28 protein-coding genes are annotated in these 25,578 nt (G+C 73.8%); 17 read left to right on the plus strand and 11 right to left on the minus strand.

All coding sequences use genetic code 11. The features are described 5' to 3' along the window. Window positions 1-45 precede the first annotated feature (45 nt). Together BFV98_RS03875 and BFV98_RS03880 are read right to left on the minus strand one after the other, a co-directional pair. Window positions 46-753: a B3/4 domain-containing protein gene (locus BFV98_RS03875; protein WP_071094950.1), complete on the minus strand. Its 708-nt coding sequence runs from the start codon at window positions 751-753 to the stop codon at window positions 46-48. Between the two features lie 27 nt (window positions 754-780). Continuing rightward, window positions 781-1,389 carry a LysE family translocator gene (locus BFV98_RS03880; protein ID WP_013476727.1) on the minus strand — a complete coding sequence of 203 codons (609 nt, stop codon included), beginning with the start codon at window positions 1,387-1,389 and terminating at the stop codon, window positions 781-783. A 29-nt stretch (window positions 1,390-1,418) separates the two neighbouring features. On the opposite strand from BFV98_RS03880, the gene BFV98_RS03885 reads away from it, so the two are divergent. Then, window positions 1,419-2,894 carry a PLP-dependent aminotransferase family protein gene (locus BFV98_RS03885; protein ID WP_071094952.1) on the plus strand — a complete coding sequence of 492 codons (1,476 nt, stop codon included), beginning with the start codon at window positions 1,419-1,421 and terminating at the stop codon, window positions 2,892-2,894. 51 nt (window positions 2,895-2,945) lie between these two features. On the opposite strand, the gene BFV98_RS03890 is transcribed toward BFV98_RS03885, so the two are convergent. Then, window positions 2,946-3,941, minus strand: a complete 996-nt coding sequence (locus BFV98_RS03890; RefSeq protein WP_071094953.1) for a YafY family protein — start codon at window positions 3,939-3,941, stop codon at window positions 2,946-2,948. Window positions 3,942-3,985: 44 nt separating this feature from the next. Between BFV98_RS03890 and BFV98_RS03895 the strand changes: the two genes are divergently transcribed. Together BFV98_RS03895 and BFV98_RS03900 are read left to right on the plus strand one after the other, a co-directional pair. Beyond that, entirely contained in the window at window positions 3,986-4,462 is a 477-nt protein-coding gene (locus BFV98_RS03895) for a hypothetical protein (protein WP_013286419.1), read from the plus strand. Next, window positions 4,462-4,917 carry a hypothetical protein gene (locus BFV98_RS03900; RefSeq protein ID WP_071094955.1) on the plus strand — a complete coding sequence of 152 codons (456 nt, stop codon included), beginning with the start codon at window positions 4,462-4,464 and terminating at the stop codon, window positions 4,915-4,917. The genes BFV98_RS03895 and BFV98_RS03900 overlap by 1 nt, the downstream gene beginning before the upstream one ends. Here the strand turns inward: BFV98_RS03900 and BFV98_RS03905 are convergent. Continuing rightward, a complete protein-coding gene (locus tag BFV98_RS03905; protein ID WP_013286417.1) occupies window positions 4,892-5,572 on the minus strand; it encodes a TetR/AcrR family transcriptional regulator in 681 nt (226 codons plus the stop codon). The two genes, BFV98_RS03900 and BFV98_RS03905, sit on opposite strands and share 26 nt — an antisense overlap. A 115-nt stretch (window positions 5,573-5,687) precedes the next feature. Between BFV98_RS03905 and BFV98_RS03910 the strand changes: the two genes are divergently transcribed. The 5 genes from BFV98_RS03910 (at window position 5,688) to BFV98_RS03930 (ending at window position 10,923) form a co-directional block, all read left to right on the plus strand. After that, window positions 5,688-7,184: an NAD(P)/FAD-dependent oxidoreductase gene (locus BFV98_RS03910; RefSeq protein ID WP_030275032.1), complete on the plus strand. Its 1,497-nt coding sequence runs from the start codon at window positions 5,688-5,690 to the stop codon at window positions 7,182-7,184. Then, the gene (locus BFV98_RS03915; protein ID WP_071094957.1) at window positions 7,177-8,088 is read left to right on the plus strand and encodes an SDR family oxidoreductase; all 912 of its coding nucleotides are present in this window, start codon (window positions 7,177-7,179) and stop codon (window positions 8,086-8,088) included. The genes BFV98_RS03910 and BFV98_RS03915 overlap by 8 nt, the downstream gene beginning before the upstream one ends. Next, complete coding sequence (locus BFV98_RS03920) at window positions 8,085-8,924, plus strand: alpha/beta fold hydrolase (protein ID WP_013286414.1); 840 nt, start codon at window positions 8,085-8,087, stop codon at window positions 8,922-8,924. Before BFV98_RS03915 ends, BFV98_RS03920 begins: the two co-directional genes overlap by 4 nt. A 68-nt stretch (window positions 8,925-8,992) precedes the next feature. Next, window positions 8,993-9,643: a GntR family transcriptional regulator gene (locus BFV98_RS03925; protein WP_036311809.1), complete on the plus strand. Its 651-nt coding sequence runs from the start codon at window positions 8,993-8,995 to the stop codon at window positions 9,641-9,643. Further along, window positions 9,640-10,923, plus strand: a complete 1,284-nt coding sequence (locus BFV98_RS03930) for a nitrate/nitrite transporter (RefSeq protein ID WP_030275030.1) — start codon at window positions 9,640-9,642, stop codon at window positions 10,921-10,923. The genes BFV98_RS03925 and BFV98_RS03930 overlap by 4 nt, the downstream gene beginning before the upstream one ends. Window positions 10,924-10,961: 38 nt before the next feature. Here the strand turns inward: BFV98_RS03930 and BFV98_RS03935 are convergent, their stop codons facing one another. Continuing rightward, window positions 10,962-11,375: a hypothetical protein gene (locus tag BFV98_RS03935; RefSeq protein WP_013286411.1), complete on the minus strand. Its 414-nt coding sequence runs from the start codon at window positions 11,373-11,375 to the stop codon at window positions 10,962-10,964. A 139-nt stretch (window positions 11,376-11,514) separates the two neighbouring features. Between BFV98_RS03935 and BFV98_RS03940 the strand changes: the two genes are divergently transcribed. From BFV98_RS03940 to BFV98_RS03960, 5 genes are all read left to right on the plus strand, one after another. Next, entirely contained in the window at window positions 11,515-12,603 is a 1,089-nt protein-coding gene (locus tag BFV98_RS03940; RefSeq protein WP_013286410.1) for an S-(hydroxymethyl)mycothiol dehydrogenase, read from the plus strand. Next, window positions 12,600-13,229, plus strand: a complete 630-nt coding sequence (locus tag BFV98_RS03945) for an MBL fold metallo-hydrolase (RefSeq protein WP_013286409.1) — start codon at window positions 12,600-12,602, stop codon at window positions 13,227-13,229. The genes BFV98_RS03940 and BFV98_RS03945 overlap by 4 nt, the downstream gene beginning before the upstream one ends. Window positions 13,230-13,366: 137 nt before the next feature. After that, a complete protein-coding gene (locus tag BFV98_RS03950) occupies window positions 13,367-14,467 on the plus strand; it encodes a DUF3626 domain-containing protein (protein ID WP_030275026.1) in 1,101 nt (366 codons plus the stop codon). Window positions 14,468-14,687: 220 nt separating this feature from the next. Further along, a complete protein-coding gene (locus BFV98_RS03955) occupies window positions 14,688-15,413 on the plus strand; it encodes a hypothetical protein (RefSeq protein ID WP_030275023.1) in 726 nt (241 codons plus the stop codon). A 414-nt stretch (window positions 15,414-15,827) separates the two neighbouring features. After that, window positions 15,828-16,379 carry a hypothetical protein gene (locus tag BFV98_RS03960; protein ID WP_071094959.1) on the plus strand — a complete coding sequence of 184 codons (552 nt, stop codon included), beginning with the start codon at window positions 15,828-15,830 and terminating at the stop codon, window positions 16,377-16,379. Window positions 16,380-16,430: 51 nt separating this feature from the next. Here the strand turns inward: BFV98_RS03960 and BFV98_RS03965 are convergent, their stop codons facing one another. Continuing rightward, window positions 16,431-17,348, minus strand: coding sequence for a S9 family peptidase (locus tag BFV98_RS03965; protein ID WP_030275022.1), 918 nt, complete (start codon window positions 17,346-17,348; stop codon window positions 16,431-16,433). Continuing rightward, on the minus strand, window positions 17,345-17,686 hold the full coding sequence (locus BFV98_RS03970) for a hypothetical protein (protein ID WP_013286404.1): 342 nt from the start codon (window positions 17,684-17,686) through the stop codon (window positions 17,345-17,347). Before BFV98_RS03970 ends, BFV98_RS03965 begins: the two co-directional genes overlap by 4 nt. 71 nt (window positions 17,687-17,757) lie before the next feature. Here BFV98_RS03970 and BFV98_RS03975 point away from each other — a divergent pair, with 71 nt between their 5' ends. Then, the gene (locus BFV98_RS03975; protein ID WP_013476744.1) at window positions 17,758-18,315 is read left to right on the plus strand and encodes a helix-turn-helix domain-containing protein; all 558 of its coding nucleotides are present in this window, start codon (window positions 17,758-17,760) and stop codon (window positions 18,313-18,315) included. Here the strand turns inward: BFV98_RS03975 and BFV98_RS03980 are convergent. Beyond that, a complete protein-coding gene (locus tag BFV98_RS03980) occupies window positions 18,288-19,742 on the minus strand; it encodes an MFS transporter (protein ID WP_030275019.1) in 1,455 nt (484 codons plus the stop codon). The two genes, BFV98_RS03975 and BFV98_RS03980, sit on opposite strands and share 28 nt — an antisense overlap. 71 nt (window positions 19,743-19,813) lie before the next feature. Continuing rightward, window positions 19,814-20,050, minus strand: coding sequence for a hypothetical protein (locus BFV98_RS03985; protein ID WP_013286401.1), 237 nt, complete (start codon window positions 20,048-20,050; stop codon window positions 19,814-19,816). 143 nt (window positions 20,051-20,193) lie between these two features. Here BFV98_RS03985 and BFV98_RS03990 point away from each other — a divergent pair, with 143 nt between their 5' ends. Further along, on the plus strand, window positions 20,194-21,330 hold the full coding sequence (locus BFV98_RS03990; protein WP_013286400.1) for a geranylgeranyl reductase family protein: 1,137 nt from the start codon (window positions 20,194-20,196) through the stop codon (window positions 21,328-21,330). 43 nt (window positions 21,331-21,373) lie between these two features. On the opposite strand, the gene BFV98_RS03995 is transcribed toward BFV98_RS03990, so the two are convergent. Next, window positions 21,374-22,408 carry an NAD(P)-dependent alcohol dehydrogenase gene (locus BFV98_RS03995; RefSeq protein ID WP_013286399.1) on the minus strand — a complete coding sequence of 345 codons (1,035 nt, stop codon included), beginning with the start codon at window positions 22,406-22,408 and terminating at the stop codon, window positions 21,374-21,376. A gap of 95 nt (window positions 22,409-22,503) precedes the next feature. On the opposite strand from BFV98_RS03995, the gene BFV98_RS04000 reads away from it, so the two are divergent. Further along, the gene (locus BFV98_RS04000) at window positions 22,504-22,689 is read left to right on the plus strand and encodes a hypothetical protein (protein ID WP_135240224.1); all 186 of its coding nucleotides are present in this window, start codon (window positions 22,504-22,506) and stop codon (window positions 22,687-22,689) included. Window positions 22,690-22,726: 37 nt separating this feature from the next. Here BFV98_RS04000 and BFV98_RS04005 read toward each other — a convergent pair whose 3' ends face one another. Continuing rightward, window positions 22,727-24,517 carry a bifunctional UDP-sugar hydrolase/5'-nucleotidase gene (locus BFV98_RS04005; RefSeq protein WP_013286397.1) on the minus strand — a complete coding sequence of 597 codons (1,791 nt, stop codon included), beginning with the start codon at window positions 24,515-24,517 and terminating at the stop codon, window positions 22,727-22,729. Between the two features lie 150 nt (window positions 24,518-24,667). Between BFV98_RS04005 and BFV98_RS04010 the strand changes: the two genes are divergently transcribed. After that, the gene (locus tag BFV98_RS04010; RefSeq protein WP_013286396.1) at window positions 24,668-25,570 is read left to right on the plus strand and encodes an SDR family oxidoreductase; all 903 of its coding nucleotides are present in this window, start codon (window positions 24,668-24,670) and stop codon (window positions 25,568-25,570) included. Window positions 25,571-25,578 lie beyond the last annotated feature (8 nt).

Genomic DNA, 25,578 nt, shown 5'->3' on the forward strand with positions numbered 1-25,578 from the left:
GAGCCTGCGTCACGCCGCGCGACCGGCCGTCACCACGCCGGCGGGTCAGCCCGTCCGGACCGGCACGGCCAACTCGGGCGCGTCAGCGGTGAGCAGCGCCGTCCGTGACGGCACGCGCCACAGCTCGTCCAACGCCGCCGCCAGGTCGTCCAGCATCCGGCGCACGGTCGGCGCCGCCCCCTCGTGCATCGCCTCGACCACCACCAGCACCTCGGTGGTGCCGGCCCGTACCGCTGACGTGCCGCTCTGCCGGTGGCACCAGCGCCGGGCGTGCGCGTTCCCGCCCTGGTCGGCGAAGATCACCTCGCCGGGCGCGGGCTGCTCGCTGTCACCGCCGAGCCCTAGGTAGGACTCCGTGCCGTCGGCCGGGCGCACTGTCAGGTCGTCGCCGATCCGGGCCAGGTCGAGCACTGCGACCGGGACCGCGCACCGGACCGAGAGCGCGTTGCCGAGGTCCACGAGCGGATGCAGCCGGGGCAGGTCCCCGTCCCGCCGCAGCCGGCGCAGCAGCGACTCGGCCGCGCAGCGGTAGCGGGTCGGCGGGCAGCCCATCCGGGCGAACGCGCGACGCCACGCCTGGATCTCCGGGAAGCCGCCCTCCGGCCCGGCGGCGAGCCGGTCCCGGGCGGCGCCGAGATACCCGGCCAGCCGTGGCGTGACGTCGACGTCGGGCGTGACGCCGGTGGCGTGCAGGACGCCGCAGGTCAGTTCGGGAAAGGCCGACCAGATCTCGGGGGAGTGCCGGAAACGCACGGGAAGACTCCTTCCAGGTGCTGAGGGCTAGGCGGTGAACGCGAGGCCGAGGCCCAGGACGAGGAAGCTGCCGGCGAAGGCGTGCCGCAGCAGCCCGGTCAGCCGGGGCCGGGACAGCACCCGTCGGCGCAACGCCCCGGCCAGCAGCGCGTACCCGGTGAACACCAGCAGCGTGACGGCCATGAACACCAGGCCGCAGGCGAGCATGCGCGCTGCGGCGGCGGGCGCGTCCGGCGGTACGAACTGCGGCAGGAACGCCACGAAGAACACAGTCACCTTCGGGTTCAGCAGGTTCAGCAGCACCCCGTCCCGGAACACGGCCGCCGCCGGACGCGGGGGCCGGTCGCCGTCGAGGGCGAACGTGCCCCGGTCGCGCAGCGCCGACCAGGCCATCCAGAGCAGGTACGCCACGCCCAGCCAGGTCACCACGCGGAACGCCGGGGTGCCGGCGCGCAGCAGGGCGGCCAGTCCGGTCACCGCGGCGATCACGTGCGGGACGAGGCTGAGCGTGCCCCCGGCGGCAGCGGCCAGGCCGGCCCGGCGTCCGGCGGTCACAGTGGTGGCGAGCGTGTGCATCACCCCGGTGCCCGGAGTGATCGCGACGACGAGCGACGTCAGCAGGAAGGCGACTGTCATGCGGTCCAGCCTGTGCCCATAATGGCCCGATGGACAGGGCCAAAGCTGCCGTTCCCGAGGAGTCCAAAGCGGCCGGCGCGGACTTCCTCCAGCTCGACGTCGGCGAGGCGCCGCCCGGCGGCCGCGCGGACTGGCTCGCCGCCCGGCTGCGATCCGCCATCGCCGACGGACGGGCGCCGGTGGGCACCCGTCTGCCCGCTAGCCGGGTGCTCGCCGCCGAGCTGGGTGTCTCCCGCGGTGTGGTGACCGAGGCGTACCAGCGGCTGGCCGAGGACGGGCAGGTGGCGGGACGCGGCCGGGCCGGAACGGTGGTGGTCGCCACGCCGGCCGCCGTGGTCACCCGGCCGCCCGAGCCGAGGAGAGCACCGCAGGTGTTCGCCACCCGGCCCGGCGTCGACGCGTTCGACGAGCTGCGCGCCGTACCGGCGCAGGTGGACCTGACTCCCGGCGTACCCGATCTGGCGGCCTTTCCCCGCGCGGCCTGGCTGCGGGCCGAGCGGGCCGTGCTGCACCGGATGACGCCCGCCGCGCTCGGCTACGGCGACCCGGCCGGCACGCCCGCGCTGCGGCTCGCGGTCGCGAACTGGCTGGCCCGCAACCGGGGCGTCCGTGCGGACCCGGCCGAGGTGGTGATCGTGGCCGGGGTGTCCCAGGCGCTCGGCCTGCTCGCGCGGGTGCTGCACGAACGGGGTACGCACACCGTCGCGGTGGAGGATCCCGGCTCGCTGGGCGTACGGCAGCACCTGGTCTACTCCGGGCTGGCGACACCGCCGATCCCGGTGGACGACAGGGGCCTGTGTGTCGACGAGCTGGAGCGTTCCGGCGCTCCGGCCGTGCTGCTCACCCCGGCGCACCAGTTCCCGACCGGGGTGGTGCTCGACGGCGACCGGCGCCGGCGGCTGCTGCGGTGGGCACGCGACGGCGGCCTGGTGGTGGAGGACGACTACGACGCCGAGCACCGCTACGACCGTCCGCCGGTGCCGGCGCTGCGTGCCATGGCGCCGGATCGGGTCTGCTACGTCGGCAGCATCTCCAAGCTGCTCGCGCCGGCCCTGCGGATCGGGTGGATGCTGGTGCCGCCCGCGCTTCACGCCGACGTGGTGGCCGCGAAGCGGGCAGCCGACCTCGGCAACGCGGCGTTGCCGCAGCTCGTGCTGGCCGAGCTGATGGAGTCCGGCGCGCTGGAACGGCACCTGCGGCTGCTGCGCCACCGGCACGTACGCCGGCGGGACGCGATGATCCGGGCGGTCCGCGCGTACCTGCCGGGGGCGGTGGTGCACGGCGCGGCGGCCGGGCTGCACCTGATGGTCACGCTGCCCGGCGACGTCGACGACCGGGCGCTGGCGGCGGCGGCGCTGCGCCGCGGCGTCAAGGTCCACCCGCTGTCCTGGCACAGCCGGCGCCCGCAGCCACCAGGCCTGGTCCTCGGCTACGCGGCGACCCCGCCCTCCGAGATCGACCGAGCCCTCGCCACGGTGGCCCACGCCGTCACCCCGCCCCCGTGATCAAGGGGTTTTTGTCCGAGTCGATCTCCTGGAAGGACACGAACTCCTTGATCAACCGGGGAGAGGCGGGGCGGAGGGCGGGTGGTAGAGGGCAGCCAGGGCGGCGGCGGTTTCGGACAGGCGGGTGCGCAGCGCCGCCGGGGCGAGGACCTCCACGTCGGCGCCGAGCCGGAGCAGGTCGCCGTGGGCGTGGGTGAGCGACTCGATCGGGATGACCGCGTGCACCCAGCCGGTGGCGTCGGGCGGGCCGGCGCTCGCCTCGGCGGCGGCCACCACGACGTCGCTGCCGATCTCGCGCAGCCGGGCGAACCCGCGTGGCGACAGCCGGATGCGCGCCTCGTCGCGGTGCAGGCCGGCCCGGAACTCCACCACGTGCGCGCGCCACCACGCCGGCAGGTCGAACTCCGGCCGCTCGAACGGCTCGTCCAGCGGGGTCAGGTCCAGGATCTGGTTGACTCGGTAGGTGGCCGGGTCGGCGCGGTCCGGCCGGGCGGCGACGAGATACCAGCGTCCGCCTTTGAGCACCAGCCCGTACGGTTCGAGGACCCGGGTCGTCTCGCCCCGCCAGCCCCGGTACCGCACCCGGAGCCGGTGCTGCCGCCACACCGCCTCGGCGGCCTCGGCCAGGTGCGGCGACGGGTCGCCGTCGGAGTACCAGCCCGGTGTGTCCAGGTGGAACCGCTGTTCCAGCCGGGCCGCCCGGTCGGCCAGCGGCGCGGGCAGCGCGGCCCGCAGCTTGAGCTGGACGGCGGCGACGACCGACTGGTAGCCCAGCTCGGCCGCAGGCCCGGGGAGCCCGGCGAAGAGCAGGCGGTCCGCCTCCTCGGCGGTGAGCCCGGTCAGCCGGGTGCGCCAGCCCTCCACGAGCCGGTAGCCGCCGTCGTATCCGGCCTCGCCGTACAGCGGGATGCCCGCGGCGTGCAGCGCCTCCACGTCCCGGTAGATCGTGCGCGCCGACACCTGGAGGCGGGCGGCCAGGTCGGCGGCGGTGAGCCGGCCGTGCGCCTGGAGGAGCAGCAGGATGGACAGGAGTCGACTGGCCCGCATTCCACTGACACTAGCTGTCAGGAGAGCGGTCCTAGCGTGCCCACATGGCTTTTCACGACAAGGAGCTGACCGTGCCGGGGACCGTCGAGGTGGCGGGCCGGCACGTCAAGCGTTACCACATGGACCAGCCGGACCGCCGCCTCGAACCGCGGGTGGTCGACGCCGCGTACGCGTACCTGCCGTCGCTGCTGCCCGGCCCGGACGGCTCCACCCCGCCGGCGAGCTGGGTGGTGCTGCACCGGGGCGCGGACACCGGGGCGTACCTGCTGGCGTACAGCTGGTTCTTCGACAACGTCGTCGAGTGCCGCATCGCGATCGCCGGGCAGCCCGCGCTGGACTGCCCGGACGACGACCCGGCGCACTTCGTCGACCTCACCCGCCCCGGCGTCGGCTGCGTCTGGGAACTGGGCGTACTGGAACACGAGCGCACCGCCTGGATCCGGCACGTGCTCGCACCGGACCGGCCGGACCTGGCCGGCTACCTGGCCGACGCCCGGGCCGAGGGGCCGGTGGGCCGCTGATGGGCGACTTCGACTTCCTCGTCGGCACCTGGGACGTGACCAACCGGCGCCTGCGGCAGCGCCACGTCGGCGGCGACGACTGGGACGAGTTCGCCGGTGTCAGCGAGGCGCGCTCGTTCTTCGACGGCGCGGGCAGCTTCGACGAGATGCGCTGCCCGAGCCGGGGCTTCTCCGGCTCCACGGTGCGCATCCTGAACCCGTCGACCGGGCTGTGGTCGATCTACTGGATGCACAGCAGCCGTGGCGTGCTGGAACTGCCCCCGGTGGTCGGCCGGTTCACCGGCGGCGTCGGCACGTTCTACGCCGACGACACCGACGAGGGGCGGCCGGTACGCTGCCGGTTCCTCTGGTCGGCGGTCACCGTCGACTCATGCCGCTGGGAGCAGGCGTTCTCCACCGACGGTGAGCGCACGTGGGAGACCAACTGGGTCATGGAGTTCCGCCGGACGCGGTGACCGGCGGCGTGGCGGTCCGGTAGATCGCGGTCAGCCACACGTCGAGCAGCACGTCCACCACGTCCCGCTCGGCCACCGCCGGGCCGTCCCCGGCGAACGTGGCATACCAGACGCGCTCGTTCATCGAGTTCAGCGCGATGGCGAGGTCCCGGGCGGGCAGCCCGTCCGGGGCCGCGCCGCGGGCGCGTTCGGACTCGATCGCGGCCTGCACCGCGCGGACCCAGCGCTCCAGCACCTCGGCCCAGAGCCGCCGCACCTCGGCGTTGGTGCCGCGCACCTGGGCGCAGGCCAGCACCACGTCCCGGTGCCCGCCGAACGTGGCGTGGAACCGGGCGATCAGCTCCCGCCAGTGGGCGCGCGGATCCTCGGCGAGCCGCTCGAACACGCCCCCGGCGGCGGCGTCGGCCTCCTCGGTGACCCGGTCGAGCAGCGTGAGCAGCACCGCGTCCTTGGACGGGAAGTAGAAGTAGAACGTGGGCCGGGAGATCCCCGCGCCGCGCGCCAGGTCGTCGATGGAGATGTCGGCGAAGGGACGCTCGGCGAGCAACCGCTCGGCCGTGGCCAGGATCGCGGTCTCCCGGTCGTCGCCGGTGGACCGGCCGGCCCGCCGCCCGCGCGTCGGCGCGGCGCCGGTCGGCGTACGGGCGGTCGTCATGTCGGCAGATGCTACACCCGCTCGACACACTGTCGATTCGACTCGACACGGTGTTGACTGCGGTCGACGGCGATGGATAGTGTCCGGTCCACCGCCGGTGCGAACGGGAGAAGCGATGGCCGCAGACCACGTCGACGTCCTCATCGTCGGGGCCGGCCTGTCCGGCATCGGCGCCGCCGTCCACCTCGGACGTGAGTGCCCCGGCAAGACCTACGTGGTGCTGGAGGCCCGGGGCGCCATCGGCGGCACCTGGGACCTGTTCCGCTACCCGGGCATCCGCTCCGACTCCGACATGTACACCCTCGGCTACTCGTTCAAGCCGTGGACCGACCCGAAGGCCATCGCCGACGGCGACTCCATCCGGGCGTACGTCCGGCAGACCGCCCGCGAGTACGACGTGGAGCGGCACATCCGCTTCCATCACCGGGCCGTCCGCGCCGAGTGGGACAGCGCCACCGCGCGCTGGACCGTGCACGCCCACCGCGACGACACCGGCGAGGACGTCACCCTCACCTGCGCCTTCCTGTTCACCAACTCCGGCTACTACCGCTACGACGAGGGGTACACGCCGCGGTTCCCCGGCGTCGAGCGGTACGCCGGCACGCTCGTGCACCCGCAGCACTGGCCCGACGACCTGGACTACACCGGCAAGCGGGTCGTGGTGATCGGCAGCGGCGCCACGGCTGTCACCCTGGTCCCGGCCATGGCCGAGCGGGCCGCCCACGTCACCATGCTCCAGCGCTCACCCACGTACGTGATCGCGCTGCCCTCGCGCGACCCGTTCGCCGACGCCGCGCGGCGCTGGCTGCCCCCGAAGGCCGCGTACGCGGTGGCCCGGTGGAAGAACGTCACGCTCGGCGTGGCCAACTTCCAGCTCAGCCGCCGCGCCCCCGGCGTGGTGAAGCGGTTCCTGCGCCGGGCCGCGAAGGGCCGCCTCCCGTCCGGGTACGACGTCGACAGGCACTTCTCGCCCCGCTACAACCCGTGGGACCAGCGGCTGTGCGTGGTGCCGGACGGGGACCTGTTCGCCGCGCTGAGCGCCGGCCGCGCGTCGGTGGTGACCGACACCATCGACACGTTCACCGAGCAGGGCATCCGGCTCGCCTCCGGTGAGGAGCTGCCCGCCGACGTGGTGGTCACCGCCACCGGCCTCAACCTGCTCGCGCTCGGCGGCATGACGCTGGCTGTCGACGGCGCGGAGGTCGACCTCGCCTCGACTGTCGCCTACAAGGGCATGATGCTGTCCGGCGTGCCGAACTTCGCCATGACCATCGGCTACACCAACGCCTCCTGGACGCTCAAGGCCGACCTCGTCGCCACGTACGTGTGCCGGCTGCTGCGCCACCTCGACGACACCGGCCGGCAGATCGTCACGCCGCTCGCCCCGGACACCGACGACCTGGTGCCGATCATCGACCTTCAGTCCGGCTACGTGCTGCGCGCCGTCGACCAGCTGCCCAAGCAGGGGCCGCAGGCGCCGTGGCGGCTGCACCAGAACTATCCCCGAGACGTACGCCTGATGCGGCACGGCCCGCTCACCGACGGCGTACGGTTCGACCGCGCCGGCATACCCGCCACGGCGGCCACCACCTCGGGAGGAACCGATGCGTGACCTCGTCTTCCCCGGCGGCACGGCGGTGCTCACCGGCGCGGCGAGCGGCATCGGCGCGGCACTGGCCCACGGCCTGGCCCGGCGCGGCGCCGATCTGGTGCTGCTCGACCGGGACGCCGACGGCCTGGCCGCCACCGTGGCCGCGATCCGGGCCGCGTACCCGGACCGGCGGGTGGAGACCCATCTGGTCGACCTGGCCGACGCCGACGCCACCGACCGGGTCGCCGCCGAGATCCACAGTGCGCACCCCCGGATCCGCCTGCTGATCAACAACGCCGGTGTGGCGCTGGGCGGACGCTTCGACCAGGTCACCCTGGAGGAGTTCCTCTGGGTCATCGAGATCAACTTCCGGGCGGTGGTGCGCCTGACCCAGGCGCTGCTGCCCGCGCTCAAGGCCGAACCCGGCGCCCACCTGGTGAACGTGTCCAGCCTGTTCGGCCTGATCGCGCCCGCCGGGCAGGCCGCGTACGCGGCGAGCAAGTTCGCCGTACGCGGGTTCACCGAGGCGCTGCGGCACGAGCTCGTCGACGACGGCGTCGGCGTCACATCGGTGCACCCGGGCGGCATCCGCACCCGGATCGCCGCCAGCGCCCGGGTGGGCAGCGGCGTGGCCCTCGACGAGTACGAGGCCGGACGCAAGCAGTTCGAGAAGCTGCTCACCATCGACCCGGCGACCGCCGCCGAGGTGATCCTGCGCGGCGCGCAGCGCCGTCGCGGCCGGGTGCTGATCGGCTGGTCGGCGAAACTGCCCGACCTGCTCGCCCGCGTCGCCCCCGCCGGGTACGGCCGGGTGCTGGCCCTGGGCATGCGCCTCCGTCCGGCCCGGCGGGCCGACGCCGGCGTGCCGGTGCCGTCTCCCCGGACCGGCGAGGAGGCCGGGGCGGAACCCGGACGCCGGGCGTGACGCTCGCCCTGCCCCCGGCCGGCGAGCGCACCGTCGACGGGCGGCGTACCCGCTGCCGGATCAGCGGCGACGGGCCGCCCGTGGTGCTGCTGCACGGCATCGGCCGTACCCTCGACGACTTCACCGCCCTGCACACGGAGCTGGCCCGCGACCACCTGGTGCTCGCGGTGGACCTGCCCGGGCACGGCGGCTCCGCGCCGCTGGACGGACCGCACACGCTCCCGGCGCTGGCCGCCGCGGTGGCCCGCTTCCTGGACGTGGCAGGGGTGACCGGCCCCGCCCACCTGGTCGGCAACTCCCTCGGCGGGGCGGTCGCGATGCGCCTGGCCGCCGACGAACCGCGGCGCGTCGCCAGCCTGGCGTTGCTCAACAGCGCCGGCTTCGGCCGCGAGGTGACGGTGGCGCTGCGGCTGCTCGCGGTACGCCCGCTGGCCCGGCTGCTGCTGCGCCCGCACCCGGGGATCGTCCGCCGGACCGAACGGGCGATCTTCCACGACCCGGCGTACGTCACCGCCGAGCGGCTCGCCACCGCGCTCGCGGTGGCCCGGCAGCCGCACGCCGCCCGGGTGATGCTGGAGCTGGTCCGCGACCTGGGCACCTGGCGCGGCGTACGCCCGCAGTGGCGCGCCGACCTGCTCGACGCGGTGGCCGCGCTCGGCCTGCCCACGCTGCTCGTCTGGGGCGAGCGCGACCTGGTCCTGCCCGCCGCGCACCTGGCGTACGCCAGCACCCGGCTGCCCGAGGCGCGCAGCCACCTGTTCCGCGACACCGGGCACATGCCGCAGATCGAGCGGACCGCCGAGGTGGAGGCGCTGCTGCGGGAGCTGTGGGCCTGACCGTGGCCTGCGCCACTGTCCCGGCCCGCGCCGGGCCGGCGGGCGGCCGGCGGAGCAAGCTTAGATACATGACGCATCCCAGCCGGACCGCGCCGTCCGCCGCCGAGCGGGCGTACCGGCACCTCAAGCAGGCCATCCTGGAACAGGTCTACCCGGGCGGCCAGCTCGTCAGCGAGGGCGAGGTCGCCGAGGCGACGGGGGTGTCCCGCACCCCGGTCCGGGAGGCGCTGCTGCGGCTGGAGACCGAAGGGCTGGTCAAGCTCTACCCGAAGCGCGGCGCGCTGATCCGGCCGGTGTCGGCCCGGGAGATCGCCGACGTGATCGAGGCCCGCCGCCTGGTCGAACTGCACGCCGCCGACCGGGTCTGGCCGCGCCGCGCCGAGCTGCGCGCCGACCTGGCCCGCTGGCTGGACGAGATGCGCCGCGCGCACGCCGCCGGTGACATCACCACCCTGATGGCCGCCGACCGCTCGTTCCACGCCGCAGTGGTCGAGGCCGCCGGCAACGAGATCCTCGCCGAGCTGTACCACCGGCTGCGCGACAGGCAGCTCCGCATGGGCGAGGCGAGCTTCCGGCTCTCACCCGGCTGGGCCGAGGTCGCCCTCACCGAGCACGCCGGCCAGCTCGCCGCGCTCGACGGCGACGACCCGCAGGCCTGGCACGACGCGGTCGCCGCGCACATCGACACCGCCGCGCGGATGCTCGGGACGCTGCGGTGAACGCGGGTCGCCGCCCCGCCGCCCTGGTGTACGCGGTGGCCGTCACCGCCTATCTGACGGCCGTGTTCCACCGCAGCTCCCTCGGCGTGACGGGGGTCGACGCGGCGGAGCGCTTCCACATCAACGCCGCCGCGCTCGCCACGTTCTCCGTCGCCCAGCTCGCCGTCTACGCCGCCATGCAGGTGCCGGTCGGGGTGCTGCTGGACCGCTACGGCTCACGCCGGCTGCTGCTTGCCGGCGGCGCGCTCATGGTGGCCGGGCAGCTCCTGTTCGCGGTGGCCGGCGATGTACCGGCCGCCGTCGCCGCCCGGGTGCTCGTCGGTCTCGGCGACGCCATGACCTTCATCAGCGTGCTGCGCATCGTCGCGTTCTGGTTCCCCGGCCGGCGCAACCCGCTCCTGGTGCAGCTCACCGGCACCGTCGGCCAGTTCGGTGCGGTGCTCGGCGCCGTACCCCTGGTGCTGCTGCTGCACCGCGCGGGCTGGACCCCGGCGTTCCTGACCGCCGCGGCGCTCGGCGCCACGGTGGTGCTGCTGGTCCTCGTCGCGGTACGCGACACCCCGCACGCCGAACACGCCACCGCGCTCGCCCCCGACCTGCCTACCGTACGGCGGCAGCTCGCCGACGCCTGGGCGCAGCCCGGCACGCGGCTGGGCCTGTGGACGCACTTCGTCACCCAGTTCTCCGGCGCGGTGTTCGCGCTTCTGTGGGGGTACCCGTTCCTCGTGCAGGGGCAGGGGTTCTCGCCGACCGCGGCGGCCGGGATGCTCACCCTGATGACAGTGGTGACGCTCGTGTGCGGGCCGGTGATCGCGCACCTGTGCTCGCGCCACCCGTTCCACCGCTCGGTGGTGGTCTTCGCGATCACCGCCACCACCGCCGGGGTGTGGGCGGTGGTCCTGGCCTGGCCCGGCCGCGCGCCGCACTGGCTGCTGGTGGCGCTTGTGGTGGTGCTCGCCGTGAACGGACCCGGCTCGATGATCGGGTTCGACTACGCCCGCACGTTCAACCCGGTGCACCGCATCGGCAGTGCCACCGGCATCGTCAACGTGGGCGGCTTCGTCGCTTCGATCGCGCTGATCCTGGCCGTCGGCGTAGTGCTCGACCTGGCCACCCCGGCCGGGAGGGACGCGCCGCCGCTGTCCGCGTTCCGCTGGGCGTTCGCCGTGCAGTTCCTGCTCTGGGCGCTCGGCGCGGCGCAGGTGCTGCGCTACCGCAACGCCGCCCGCCGCCGCCTCGCCGACGAGCGGGCCGCCGCTGCGGTGCCGGCGGCGGCCTGAGTACGCGGGCGGCCGGGCGCGGTTTCGGCGCGGCCGGCTCAGGGCCGGTGCCGCACCAGCGAGTCGAGCACCAGGGTCAGCCCCGCGCCGACCAGCCACACGTCCTTGGCCAGGCCGATGCCCTCCTGGCTCGGCCGCAGACTGGTGCCCTCGCGCATGCCCGGCGTCTTCAGGTAGAGCTGCACCAGACCCGCGCCGAACGCGGTGAGCGCGGCTCCGGCCAGCAGCGACGGGACGAACGGGGCGAGCAGCGCCGCGCCGAGCGCGACCTCGCCCCGGGACAGCAGCACGGCGAACCGGTCCGGCGGGATCTGCCGCAGCTGCGGCATCGCGCCGGCCGCCATGCCGTGCATGCCCGCGGCGGCCTCACCCTCCAGGCCCCGCTTGCCCAGCCCGGAGTTCAGGATGTACGCGCCGATGGCGACCCGCAGCGGCGCATGCGACAGCCTCATGATCACTCCCGTCCCACCTGGTAGAACCGGCACACCGGGTACCCGGTCATGACCAGGACAATCCGGCGGCCTTCATTGGTTCGCGGGTCATGATCAGCGGTAGGTTCTGGGTGCAGATGCACGCAACGAAGGAGGCACCGTGAGCCAGGAAGTCCGGGGAGTCGTGTCGCGGCGCAAGGGCGCGCCCGTGGAGGTCACCACCATCGTGGTGCCGGACCCGGGGCCGGGCGAGGCGGTGGTCCGCATCCAGTCGTGCGGCGTCTGCCACACCGACCTGCACTACCGCGAGGGCGGCATCAACGACGACTACCCGTTCCTGCTCGGCCACGAGGCCGCCGGCATCGTGGAGCAGGTGGGCGACGGCGTCACCGACGTGGCGCCCGGCGACTTCGTGGTGCTCAACTGGCGCGCGGTCTGCGGGCAGTGCCGGGCCTGCCGGCGCGGCCGCCCGTGGTACTGCTTCGCCACCCACAACGCGACGCAGAAGATGACGCTCACCGACGGCACCGAACTGACGCCCGCGCTCGGCATCGGCGCGTTCGCCGAGAAGACGCTCGTCCACGCCGGGCAGTGCACGAAGGTCGACCCGTCGGCCCGGCCGGCGGCGGTCGGCCTGCTCGGCTGCGGCGTGATGGCCGGTCTCGGCGCGGCCATGAACACCGGCAACGTGACCCGGGGCGACTCGGTCGCGGTGATCGGCTGCGGCGGCGTCGGCGACGCGGCGGTGGCCGGCGCGGCCCTGGCCGGCGCGACCACGATCATCGCGGTGGACACCGACTCCCGAAAGCTCGACTGGGCGCGCAAGTTCGGCGCCACCCACACCGTCAACGCCTCCGAGGACGACGCGGTGGAGGCCATCCGCGCGGCCACCGGCGGCTTCGGCGCCGACGTGGTGATCGACGCGGTCGGCCGCCCGGAGACGTGGAAGCAGGCGTTCTACGCCCGCGACCTGGCCGGCACCGTCGTGCTGGTCGGCGTGCCGACCCCGGAGATGACAGTCGACCTGCCGCTGCTGGACGTCTTCGGCCGCGGCGGCGCGCTCAAGTCCAGCTGGTACGGCGACTGCCTGCCCAGCCGCGACTTCCCGATGCTGACCGAGCTGTACCGGCAGGGCCGGCTGGACCTGGACGCGTTCGTCACCGAGGAGATCGCACTCGACCAGGTCGAGGAGGCGTTCGCCCGGATGCACCACGGCGACGTGCTGCGCTCGGTGGTGGTCTTCCCGTGACCGCCCGCGTCGACCACGCCGTCACCTCCGGCACGTTCTCGCTCGACGGCCAGACGTTCGACGTGGACAACAACGTCTGGGTGATCGGTGACGACTCGGAGTGCGTCGTCCTCGACGCGCCGCACGACGTGGCGGCCGTCCGCGAGGTGATCGGTGACCGGCGGGTGCTGGCGATCATCGCCACCCACGCCCACGACGACCACGTCCGGGTCGCGCCCGAGCTGGCCCGGGCCACCGGCGCGCCGGTGCTGCTGCACCCGGCCGACCGGGTGCTGTGGGACATGGTGCACCCGGGCACGGCCCCGGACGGCGACCTCACCGACGGGCAGACGTTCGCCGTCGGCGGCACCACGCTGCGGGTGCTGCACACGCCCGGCCACAGTCCCGGCGCGTGCAGCCTGTACGCCCCCGACCTGGGCGCGGTCTTCACCGGCGACACCCTGTTCGCCGGTGGACCGGGCGCGACCGGGCGGTCGTACAGCGACTTCGGCACCATCGTCGAGTCGATCCGTACCCGGCTGCTCACGCTGCCGCCGGAGACGGTGGTGCACACGGGGCACGGCGACGACACCACGATCGGGGCCGAGGCGCCGCACCTGGACGAGTGGATCGCCCGGGGCCACTGAGGACCGAACACCCGCGCGGGCCCGGCCGGAGCAGTCCGGTCCGGGCCCGCGGCGTCTCCCGGCCCGTCCGCGCGCCGGCGGGCGTCCGTCCGCTTCGGACGGCACCGAAACCGTGTGGCCGGGCGAGGTCCCGTCCGGTGATACTCGGGCCCGTGTCCGTCGCCACACTCACCGCCGCCCAGTCCGCCGCGCTGCGCCACGTCCGCGACGTCGCGCTGCGCGACCGCCCGGCGGCGCTCGCCGTCATCGCCCGCCACCTCGCCGCCTCCGGCGCCAGGTACCGGTACGAGGAGGTCGTCGCCGCGGTGACCGGGTACGGGCGCCTGACTGTCAACTTCCACCCCGACCGGGTGCTGCGGGACGGCCGCACAGTGGTCGAGGCGCTGGACGAGGAGGGCGTCTACCGCAGCCAGTTCGAGACCGGCATCTCCAACGGCGGGCTGACCGCGTACGCGGGCGGCGACCGGGACGTCTGGGAGCAGGCGATGTTCGGCGGCGCGTACCAGCGTCCCGGCGTGCTCCCCACGGAGCGCCCGAAGTACGGCGGCCTGAACCTGCTCGACCACGCCGACGGTGCTTGCCCCCGGTTCGGTTCGTGTCACCTGCGGCTGCGCCCGGAGGTGCTGGCCCGGGCGACGTTCAGCTTCGGTGACAGCCACATCGAGCCCACCGAGTTCGGCACCGTCGACGTCTTCGAGCCGGTGTTCGCGGCGCTGCTGGCCGCCACCGCCGGCACCGGCGTCGCCCTGGGCGTGGCCGGCATGGACACCGGCACGCTGCTGCGGACGCTGCTGCGCCGCCGGGAACGGGAGTCCGGGCGGGTCGGCCGGGCGTTGGACGACTACATCGAGGCGCAGGTGCACGGCGAGATCAGCCTGGCCCGCGACGTCGAGGCGCTCGTGGTCGACCCGTCGTTCCGCGGCACCGACGTGGGGCGCCGCCTGGAGGGCATCGCCGCGCGGCACGGCGTGGCGCTGCGCTTCCACCCCGGCTTCGTGCTGCCCGTCGACGCCGTGGACGCCGAGTTCCGCGGCCCGGACATCCCGCCGCTGGCCGTACGGGTCGCCGCCGAGTTCGCCCGCCCGGGGGAGCCGCTGCACGCGGCGCTCGTCGGCCGCGCCGCCGCCTCGGTGGTGCGCGAGCCGCAGCGCTGGGCCGACCGGGGGCCGGCCGCGGTGACGCTTCAGCACCTCAAGCAGCTCTGGCACGTGCTGGTCCGGTTCGGCGTTCCGGCCTGATCATCCCTGTTCGTCCCGTCCGCCGCGCTCCGGCAGCCGCTGCCCGGAATCGCGGGTGACCTGGACCGCAGCCTCGGCCCTGCCCGGCATTTCCGGAATGACCGACACTGCGGGCTGGTTGTGTCCCCCGTACCGCCGGAAGCCAAACACCTACCCGGCGGTAGTCCCTCGAGGGGCGCTCACCCCGGAGCGCGTCGTAACGATCGAAAGGGCAACCATCGTGAAGCAGCACTTCACTCGATGGCTCCCCGCCATCGCGAAGACCGCCGTCGCGAAGACCGCCGCCGTCACCCGTAACCGCCGCGCCGCGCTGAGCGTGGCGGGTGTGGCAGTCCTGGGCGGCCTGGCCGTCGGCCCCGTCGCCGTGGCCGCGCCCGTGACCAGCGGGCCGCACGCCGGCGCCAAGGCCGCGATCGACCTGGCCACCGGCAAGAAGACCTCCACCGAGGCGGTCAAGCCCGGCCAGACCACCGGCCTGGACAAGGTGCCGACCCGGGCCGACCGGCCGGCCAAGGAGAAGCTCGTGCCACACGGCGTCGAGGGCGCGCAGTCGCGCATCCCGCTCGACGACGCGCAGCTCGACAACGCCAAGGCCATCGTCGAGGCGGCCAAGGAGACGGGCGTGGGGGAGCGGGGCGCCGTGATCGGCGTCGCGACCTCGCTCCAGGAGTCGAAGCTGTACAACCTGGGTCACCTCGGCGCGTACAACGACCACGACTCGGAGGGCCTGTTCCAGCAGCGCCCGTCGTCCGGTTGGGGCACGTCCGAGCAGATCACCGACCCGGAGTACTCCAGCAAGGCGTTCTTCAACGCGCTGAAGAACGTGGGCGGCTGGCACGAGCTGCCGCTGACCACCGCCGCGCAGACGGTCCAGGTGTCCGCCTACCCGTACGCGTACGCGCAGTGGGAGGAGCAGGCGGCGGACATCGTCCAGCAGGTCTGGTGACCCGACACCCGTAAGAGAACGGCCGGCCCCGGAGGGGCCGGCCGTTCTCGCATGGAGCAGGCCCGGCCCTCGCCGATCTTGGAGTTGTGGCACCTCGCAGACCTCGTGAAACCAGAAATCCTGGGCGCCACAACTCCAAGATCGACGGGGCGGTGGGGACTGTGCGCGCCGTGTCCGGTTCGGCTGTGGTGGGCGGCACCTGGTGGGCGGAATCGGGGGGTGGGCGGATGGCGTTGTAATCCGGTGCGCGACCGGAGCGGCGCCGCCGAGCGCCCACCGGGAACAGCCCCGGGCTGCCGGTCGTTGCAGATGCACCCGGCACGCCCCGCGCTGCCGGATCCCCCCGAGAAACCTGAGCGCCTGACGGTGCCCACGCATCCCCCCGGATGCGTCGACCCCCGAACGGAGCCCACCATGAACACGATCCTGCGCAAGAGCATCCTCGGTATCGCCGGTCTGGCCTTCACCGGTGGCGTGTTCGCCGGTCCGGTCGCCGCCCACGCGGCGGACACCGCCAAGCCGGCCGCCGTCGCGGTCCAGGGCGTGAGCCCGCAGGGCGCGCAGTCGCACGTGGACCTGAACGACGAGCAGGTCGCCAACGCCAAGGCCATCATCGCGGCCACCAAGAAGGCGGGCCTGCCCGAGCGCGCCGCGGTCATCTCGATCGCCACCGCGCTGCAGGAGTCGAAGCTGGAGAACCTGGGTCACCTGGGTGACCGCAACGACCACGACTCGCTGGGCCTGTTCCAGCAGCGGCCGTCCAGCGGCTGGGGTACGCCGGAGCAGATCACCGACCCCGAGTACTCGACGCTGGCGTTCCTCAAGGGCCTCAAGCAGGTCGACGGCTGGCAGGACATGCCGCTGACCGAGGCCGCGCAGACCGTGCAGGTCAGCGCCTACCCCGACGCGTACGCGCAGTGGGAGAAGCAGGCCGCCGAGATCGTGGCCGAGCACTGGAACAAGTAAGACCTGACGAAAGGCCGGTACCCGATCCGGGTGCCGGCCTTTCGCGTGCCCTCAGCCGCTGTGCGCGGCGAGCCACGACAGCACCGGCTCGACCACCGACGGGTCCAGCGGCTGCTTCGCCTCGTCCCGGTACGCCCGCAGCGACGGCGGACCCGCCCGGCGGCGCAGCACGTGGGTGACGTCCGGCAGCACCCCGGTCTGCACGGGCCCGCCCGCGTGCGCGGCGATGACCGGCAGGTCCGCCGGATCGGTCTGGAGATCCTTGTCGCCGGTGAGCGCGAGGATCGGCGCGTCGACGCGGGCCAGGTCCGGCCGGGGGTCGTAGCGCAGGAACTCCCGGAACCAGCGGGCGTTGAGCCGCTGCCCGCCGACCCGCGCCACGTCCTTGTCGGTGGCGAGGATCTTCTCGTGGTTGCGGGCCACCTTCGCTACCAGGTCGGTGCGGGTGAGCCGGAGGACGAGGCGTACCGGCGCGGGCAGGGTGGGCAGCAGCAGCCCGGCCTGCCGGCGCAGGACCTCGGCGCCGGTGCGCCCGGGCGCGGAGAGCAGGACCAGGCCGGCCACCGGTACGCCGCGCGCGGCGAGCGCGACAGCGGTGAGCGCGCCCTCGCTGTGCCCGACCAGGAACAGCCGCCCGGCGTCCACGGCCGGGTCGTCGCGCACCGCGGCGAGCACGGCGGCCGCGTCGTCGACGTTGTCGTGGAAGCCGGTACGCAGGAACTCGCCGCTGCTCTCGCCGACGCCCCGCCTGTCGTACCGGGCGACAGCGATCCCGGCCCCGGTCAGCGCGGCGGCCAGGTGCCGCTGGATGCCCAGCGGCAGGCGGCGGTGGTCGCCGTCGCGGTTGATCGGCCCGGAGCCGGGCAGCAGCAGCGCCAACGGATGCGGTCCGGCGCCGTCGGGCAGCGTGAGCGTGCCGGACAGCCGCTGCCCGGCCGAGTCGACGGCGAGCGGACGGTCGACCGTCACGGCAGCACCGCCGCGGCCAGGGCGGAGGCGTCGTCGGCGCCGATGAGCAGGGAGTCGTACGCCTGGCCGGTGAGGGTGATGCGGACGGCCGGCTGGCCGCCGCGGACGCTGACGAACTCCTTGCCGGCCCTGCCGCGCCAGGTGCCGACGTTGCGCGTGCCGGGGACGCCGAGGCCGGGCGCCCGGATGCCGCGGGTGGCGCGCGCCCCGTCCGGTACGACGACGGCGCCGCTGACGGCGGAGCGGGGGAACGACAGGTCGCCGCGCAGCGCCCAGACCTTCTCGGCGGTGGTGAGCCGGACGTCGATGCGGTCGGGGGTGAGGTCGATGGTGGCCATCGGCGAACTCCTCGCTTCTGTTATCGTTGCTGAGAACATTACCGGAGGCGATAACAAAAAGGGGAGCCACTGTGGCACTCGACACCGTGGAGCTGCTGCTGCACCCGGTCCGGCTGCGCATCGTCCAGGCGTTCCTGGGTGGCCGCACGCTCACCACCACCGACCTGCGCACCGAACTGAGCGACGTGCCACCGGCCACGCTCTACCGGCAGGTCGCCACGCTCGCCGACCACGGCGTCCTGCACACGGTGGGGGAGCGGCGCGCCCGCGGCGCGGTCGAGCGCAGCTACCGGCTCAACGAGGCCGCCGCGTCGGTCGACCCGGACGAGGCCCGGTCCATGAGCCCGCAGCGACACCGCCAGGCGTTCCTCACCTTCGTCGCGGGCCTGCTCGCCGACTTCGACGGCTACCTCGACCGCGGCGACGCCGACCTGGCCCGCGACGTGGCCGGCTACCGGCAGAACGCGTTCCACGCCACCGACGCCGAGACCGCCGAGTTCGTCACCCGGTTCCGCGACCTGTTCGCCGAGTACGCGGCTCTCGGCCCCGGGCCCGGCCGGACCCGGCGGCTGCTCACCACAGTCCTGCTGCCCGCCGCCGATCAGGAGCGGCCCGCGGACCGCCGGTGACCGAGCGCGATGTCCGCCACCGCGGCGCCGAGCGCCAGCACGATGATCCCGGCGGCGAGCAGCAGTGAGTGGCGGAACGCCGTACTCCAGTCGCCGCGGTCGTCGGCGATCGTCGAGAAGAACAGCGCGCCCACCGCGGCGATGCCGGCGGCCGATCCGATCCGCTGCCCGGTCTGGAGCATCCCGGCGCCGCTGCCGGCCATCGGCACCGGCACCTCGGACAGCGTGAGCGTCTGGTTCGGCGCGATCACCAGGCCGCTGCCCAGCCCGGCGACGAGCAACGGCAGCGCGGTCCGCAGCGGCACGTCGTCGTGCGGACCGCCGGCCAGCACCAGGTCGGTCGCGATCAGCCCGGCCACCACGGCCAGCAACCCGATCGCGACGAGCGGACGGCCGTAGCGGGTGACCACCCGGCCGCCGAGCGCGGAGGCGAGCGCCGAACCGAGCGCGAACGGGGTGATCGCCAGACCGGCCACGAGCGCGCTGTAGCCGAGCCCCATCTGGAGGTAGAGCGTGAAGATGAAGAAGATCGCGGTGAACCCGGCGAAGTAGATCAGGCCGATCAGCGCGCCCAGCGTGTACGAGCGCACCGTGAACAGCCGCAGGTCGAACAGCGGCTGGGCGCGCCGGGCGTACCGGTGCTCCCAGAGCGCGAACCCGGCGAGCAGCAGCAGGCCGGCGGGGATCAGCAGCCACTTGCCCGGGCCCCGCCACTGCTCCCGCTGCACAAGCGGCAGCAGGATCACCGTGACTCCGGCGCCGAGCAGCAGCACGCCGAGCGGGTCGAGCCGCCCCCGTCCGGCGGGGTTGGTGGGCCGGGCCGGCATCAGCCGCCAGCCGAGCAGCATCGCCACGATCCCGACCGGGATGTTCACGAAGAACACCCACCGCCAGCCGTGCTCGGCGCCGCCGAGCTGGATGAGCAGCCCGCCGAGCAGCGGACCCACGGCGGTGGAGATGCCGATCGTCGCGCCCAGCAGCCCGAACGCCCGGCCCCGGTCCGCGCCCCGGAACAGCTCCTGGATCATGCCACTGACCTGGGGGTTCACCACACCGGCGGCGGCGCCCTGGACGAGGCGGGCGACGACCAGCCACTCCGGCGAGCGCGCCAGCCCGGCCAGCGCGCTGGTCAGCGTGAACAGCCCCACCCCGACCACGAACGCGGTACGCCGCCCGCGCGCGTCACCGAACCGCCCGGCCGGCACCAGCACCAGGCCGAACGTCAGCGCGTACCCGGACAGCACCCACTGCAGATCGCTCGGCGTGGCGTGCAGCGCCCGGTCGATCGACGGCACCGCGACGTTGACGATGCTGACGTCCAGCAGCGTCATGAACGCCGCGATCAGGCCGACGCTCAGCGCGCGCCAGCGGCGCCGGCCGTCGTACCCGGTGTCAGGCACCGGCGTCGACGACCGGCCCTCGCTCATCGTGCCCCCCACAGACCGTCGATCACCCGACTCCGATCGCTACCCGGTGCCCGGTGGGGCAAACGACTCGATCACGCCATCTGGCGCGCGCACCACCGGGGTCCGAAGTCCAGGCCGGACATCGGGGAGTCCTCGCGGTGCAGCAGCCCCCGCTCGGTGAGCGAGTGCAGCGGCTCGCGCAGCTCCTCCTCGGTCATCCCGGTCTCCTGGGCGATCAGGTCCGGGTAGGGGACGTGTCCCTGCACCTCCAGCGCGGACACCGCCTGGTAGACCCGTTCCTCGACCGCAGACAGCTGGACCTGAGGCATCGCTTCCCTCCTCGGCGTGGACCGCCCGACCCGCGGACGGCCGGCGACCGGCGGTTACCCGGACGGGCCGCGATGATGCGCACCCGTTCGACTGTCGTACCGGGCGGCGAGGCACGGCGGTGCCCTAGGCTGCACCCGTGATCATGGATCTCGTCGTGGTCGGCGGCGGGCCCGCCGGACTCTCCGCCGCGCACGCCGCGGCCCGGGCCGGCGTGCGCACGCTCGTGGTCGAACGGGCCACCCACCCCCGTTACAAGACCTGCGGCGGCGGCCTGATCGGCACGTCGCTGGCCGAGGTCGCCGGCCGCGTCGAGGTGCCCGCCCACGACCGGATCGGCCGGGTCACGTTCACCCGGGACGGGCGACGCGCGTTCACCCGCCGGCACCCCGCGCCGCTGGTCACCATGATCCGCCGGGAGGAGTTCGACGACCGGCTGCGCGCCGCCGCCGTCGCCGCCGGGGCGCAGGTCCGCGAGGGCGTCGCGGTCCGCGCGATCGAGCAGGACCCCGACGAGGTACGCCTGCGCCTGGCCGGCGGTGAGACGGTACGCGCCCGTACCGTCATCGGCGCGGACGGCTCGTCCGGCGTGACGGCACGCCACGTCGGGGTGCGCTTCCGGCAGGTCGACCTCGGGCTGGAACTGGAGCTGCCGGTGGACGCCGCCGAACGGGACCGCTGGCGCGGCCGGGTGCTGCTCGACTGGGGGCCGCTGCCCGGCTCCTACGCCTGGGTGTTCCCGAAGGGCGACCGTCTCACTGTGGGTGTCATCTCCGCCCGGGGCGACGGCGACCGCACCCGCGCCTACCTGCGCGACTTCACCGACCGGCTCGGCCTGTCCGGGATGACCCCGGAGCACGACTCCGGTCACCTGACCCGCTGCCGCACCGGGGACTCCCCGCTGCGGCACGGCCGGGTGCTGGTCGCCGGGGACGCCGCCGGGCTGCTGGAACCGTGGAGCCGCGAGGGGATCAGCTACGCGCTGCGCTCGGGCCGGCTGGCCGGGGAGGCGGTGGCCGCCGGTGACCTCGACGCGTACGCCCGGGAGGTCGACCGGCGGCTGACGCCGGAGATGCGCGCCGGGCACCGGCTGCTGGAGGTGTTCGAGCGGCGGCCCGACGTGTTCCACGCGATGCTGGCCAGCCCGCCCGGCTGGCGGATGTTCGTCCGGTTCTGCCAGGGCCGGGCGAGCTTCGCCGAGGTGCTCGACCGGCGGCCGGTACGGGCCGCGCTGGCGATGCTCGACCGCCTGCCCGCGAAGGTACGGTCAGTGGCCGGTTGACCGGGCGCCGTGCCGGTGTTCCCGCACCACTGAGCGCCCCGCGTCAGGGGACGATGACCGCCCGCCCTCGCACCTCGCCCCGGCGCAGCGCCTCGTACGCCTGCGGCGCCTCCGCGAGGGGGAACGTGTGCACGTCGGCGTGCAGCCGGCCGTCGCGGGCCAGCGCGATCACCTCGTGCAGTTCGGCCCGGGTGCCCCAGAACGGCACCACCACACCGGTCTCCAGCGGCACCGGGGGCGGCTCGTCGGCGACCGGGCGCACCGGCAGCGTGCCGCCGGCCAGGCCCACCAGCAGGATCTGGCCGCCGGTGGCGACGACCTGCCGGGCGGTGTCCAGCGTGGGCTGCGCGCCGACGAAGTCGAGCACCACGTCCGCGCCGTCCGGCGCCGGTCCGACCAGTTCGCGGATCTTCTCCACCGCGTCCGGGCCGGCCTGCACCGTGTGGTGCGCGCCGAGGCGGCCGGCCAGGTCCAGCGCGGCGGTGTTGGTGTCCACCGCGATGATCCGTACCGCTGTGGTGGCGAGCAGGATCTGCAACCCCATGTGCCCCAGGCCGCCGATGCCGATCACCACGCAGGAGGTGCCGGGTCGCAGCCGGGGCCGCGCCAGGTCCACCGCGTGGTACGGCGTCAGCCCGGCGTCGGTGAGCGGCGCCGCCTGGGTCAGGTCCATGTCGCCGACCGGCAGCAGCCGGGACGCGGGCACCACCACGTACTCGGCCAGCCCGCCGTCGCGGCTGAGCCCGATGCCGCCGACCGGGATGACCCGGCAGCGGTTCTCCTCGCCCCGCAGGCAGGCCCGGCACCGGCCGCAGCCGATGATCCCGTAGACGGCGGCCCGGTCGCCGGGCGACCAGCCGTCCACGCCGGGGCCGACCGTGTCGACGGTGCCGGCGATCTCGTGACCGAGCGTCATCGGGATCGGGAACACGCCCGCCGGGGCGTCGAGGATGTGCAGGTCGGAGTGGCAGGCGCCGACCGCGCCGACGCGCAGCAGCACCTCACCCGGGCCGGCCTGCGGCGTGGGCACCTCCGTGTGCTCCAGCACACCGGGTGCGGTCATCCGTACTGCGCGCATGTCTCCTCCACCTCGTCGCCGACGGTCGACGCGGCGGCATACCCGTGCCGTGGCGGTTGATGCGGAGACGGGACGGGTGGGCGCACAATGCGGTCATGAGCGAGCCGGCCGAGTCGTTCACCGACGAGGAGTACGCGTTCCTGCGGCACGTCCGCTTCGGCGAACTGCCCGCCCGGGTACGCCCGGAGGAGCGGGTCGAGTCCGCCGAGACCGAGTTCCCGCCGGACCGGCCGGACCCGGTCGGCGGGGAGTCGGAGTGGCACCTGCGCGCGGGCGGCTGACGGGGCCCGGACACCGCCGGGCCCCGCCGCCTCACGGTCAGAAGACCGGCACGCCGTCGCGGACCAGCTTCCAGTTGGGTACGAAGAAGTCGGCCGGGTCGATGACGCCCTTGGCCTGCGCCCAGTCGATGAGCAGCTGGCGGATCTCCTGCTGGGCGTTGTAGACCTGGGTCTTCACGATGCCCGGGAAGTTGCCGCCGCCGCTGCGCCGGTAGTTGTTCACCGCCACCACGAACCGGGCGTCCGCCGCGACCGGGGTGTCGGTGCCGGCCAGCACCAGGCGGGTGATCCGCTGGCCGACCGGCTTGGCGATGTCGATGTCGTAGTCGACGCCGGAGAACACGTCGTAGTTGTAGTCCGGCACCGCCGGGTCGCTGATCGTCTCCGGGTTCACCGGCGCGCCCGCCGGCAGCGTGACGAAGTACTTCGCCGAGTACTCCAGGTACGCCTTCACCTCGGCGCCGGTCAGCACGACCGCCTCCAGCGTGTTGTCGTACACGTAGAGGCCCGCCACGTCGCGGATGCGCACGTCGCCCTGCGGGAACACCGCGGTACGGCTGAACGGCGCGGCGATGGACAGCACCGGCAGGCCCGCGTACTCGCCGCCGGCGAGCGCCTCGGTGACCACCTCGGTCTGGACGTGGTTGATGAAGTCCAGGATCGGGGTGTCCTTGTACCGCGACTCGGCGGCCGACAGCTCCACGCTCGACTGGGCGACGACCCGGTTGACGTACTCGACGGTCTTGGTGTGCTGGCCGCGCACGGCCGCGAGCACCGCCGGGTCCTCGACCACGGTGTTGGTGTTCAGCGTGGTGGCCGACTTGGCGGTGACCCTCCAGCGGCCCTTCTCCCGGGTCAGCGTGAAGTCCATCCGGGTCAGCCGCTGGCCCCACTTCGACGGCTCCGAGGTGAGGACCCGCTCGCCGGTGGTGAGGTTGGTGACGAACTTCTCCGGCACCTCGTTGTGCGCGTGGCCGAACAGGATCGCGTCGATGCCGGGGACCTGCTCGGCGATCAGCGCGGTCGGGTTCTCGTTCGGCAGCTCCGGGCCGTAGCTGGAGGTGCCGCTGTCGCCGCCGTGGGCGGAGATGACGACCAGGTCGGCGCCGCGGCGGCGCATCTCCGGCACCCATTTCGCGGCGGTGGCGACCATGTCGGCGAAGACCAGGCGGCCCTCGACGTTGCCCTTGTCCCAGATGGCCACGCCGGGGTTGGTCAGGCCGAGGATGCCCACGCGCAGCTTCGGCGCGCCGTGCCCGCCGAGCTTGATCTCCTTGATCACGTACGGGAGGAACGCCGGCTTGCCGGTCTTCGCGTTGAGCGCGTTCGCGGCCAGCGCCGGGAAGCCGAGCTGCTCGATCCAGGTCGCCAGCAGCGGCAGGCCGTAGTTGAACTCGTGGTTGCCGAGCGTCACCGCGTCGTACTTGAGGATGTTCATGGCGCGGGCCATCGGGTGCGTCTCGCCGGTGCTGGTGATCGGCTCCTGCTTGGCGTAGTACGTCGCAAGCGGCGTGCCCTGGATGGTGTCGCCGGCGTCCAGGACCAGCGTGGCCCTGCCCTTGCGCTCGGCGCGGATCTGGTTGACCAGGGTGGCGAGCTTCGCGACGCCGACGTCGTTGTGCTTGCTGTCGTCGAACTCGGCGTCCTTGTAGTAGTCCCAGTTGTAGACGTTGCCGTGGGTGTCAGACGTGCCGAGGATCGTCAGGTCCCAGGTCTTCGGCTGCTTCGGCTTCGCCTCGGCGGGCGCGCCGGCCAGCAGGGGAGCGGTCGCGGCGGCGGCCGCGACGGCCAGCACCTGGCGCCGGGAGGCGCCGGAGGAGGAAGTCATGGAGGTGCCTTTCCAATGGGGGTACGCGCCTCGTGGGCGCCGTTGCGCACCATAACCACCACATGTCACCTGCGCCACACCGGCCCGAATCGTTTCCCTTCCGGTCACAGGCTGCTGTTTTCCCGCCCGTCACCGGGGTAGGGCGCATCCATGAGCGAGGACCAGTTCACCCAGCAGCACCCGGCCGAGCAGTACGGACAGCAGGAGGGCCAGCCGTCGCAGCAGCAGACGCCGCCCGGCAACGAGCAGGAGATGGGGCCGAAGCCCGACCACGGCGAGGAGTCGTACCGGGGCAGCGACCGGCTCACCGGCAAGCGCGCCGTCATCACCGGCGGTGACTCCGGCATCGGCCGGGCCGTGGCCATCGCCTTCGCCCGCGAGGGCGCCGACGTGCTCGTCACGTACCTCGCCGACGAGGAGGAGAAGGACGCCCGGGAGACGGTCGCCCTGATCGAGCAGGCCGGGCGCACCGGCGTCGCAGTCCGGTGCGACCTGCGCGAGGAGGCCAACTGCCGCGCCCTGGTCGACCAGGCCGTCCGCGACCTCGGCGGCGTCGACATCCTGGTCAACAACGCGGCGTACCAGATGTCGCAGGACAACGGCCTGCTCGACATCACCACCGAGCAGTTCGACCGGGTCTTCAAGACCAACGTGTACGCCATGTTCTGGCTCTGCAAGTTCGCGGTGCCGCACATGAAGGAAGGTTCGACGATCATCAACACGTCGTCGATCCAGGCGTTCGACCCGTCGCCGCAGCTGCTCGACTACGCCACCACCAAGGCCGCCATCGCCAACTTCACCAAGGCGCTCGCGCAGAACCTGGCCGACCGGGGCATCCGGGTCAACGCGGTCGCGCCTGGCCCGATCTGGACGCCGCTGATCCCGGCCACCATGCCGGAGGAGAAGGTCAAGCAGTTCGGCACCGACACGCCGCTGGGCCGTCCCGGTCAGCCGGCCGAGCTGGCGCCCGCGTACGTCTACTTCGCCTCGCAGGAGTCCAGCTACGTCACCGGCGAGATCCTCGGCGTCACTGGTGGCCGCCCGACGAAGTGAGCCGTCGT

Source organism: Micromonospora sp. WMMB235, from assembly GCF_001855515.1.
GTDB lineage: Bacteria > Actinomycetota > Actinomycetes > Mycobacteriales > Micromonosporaceae > Micromonospora > Micromonospora aurantiaca.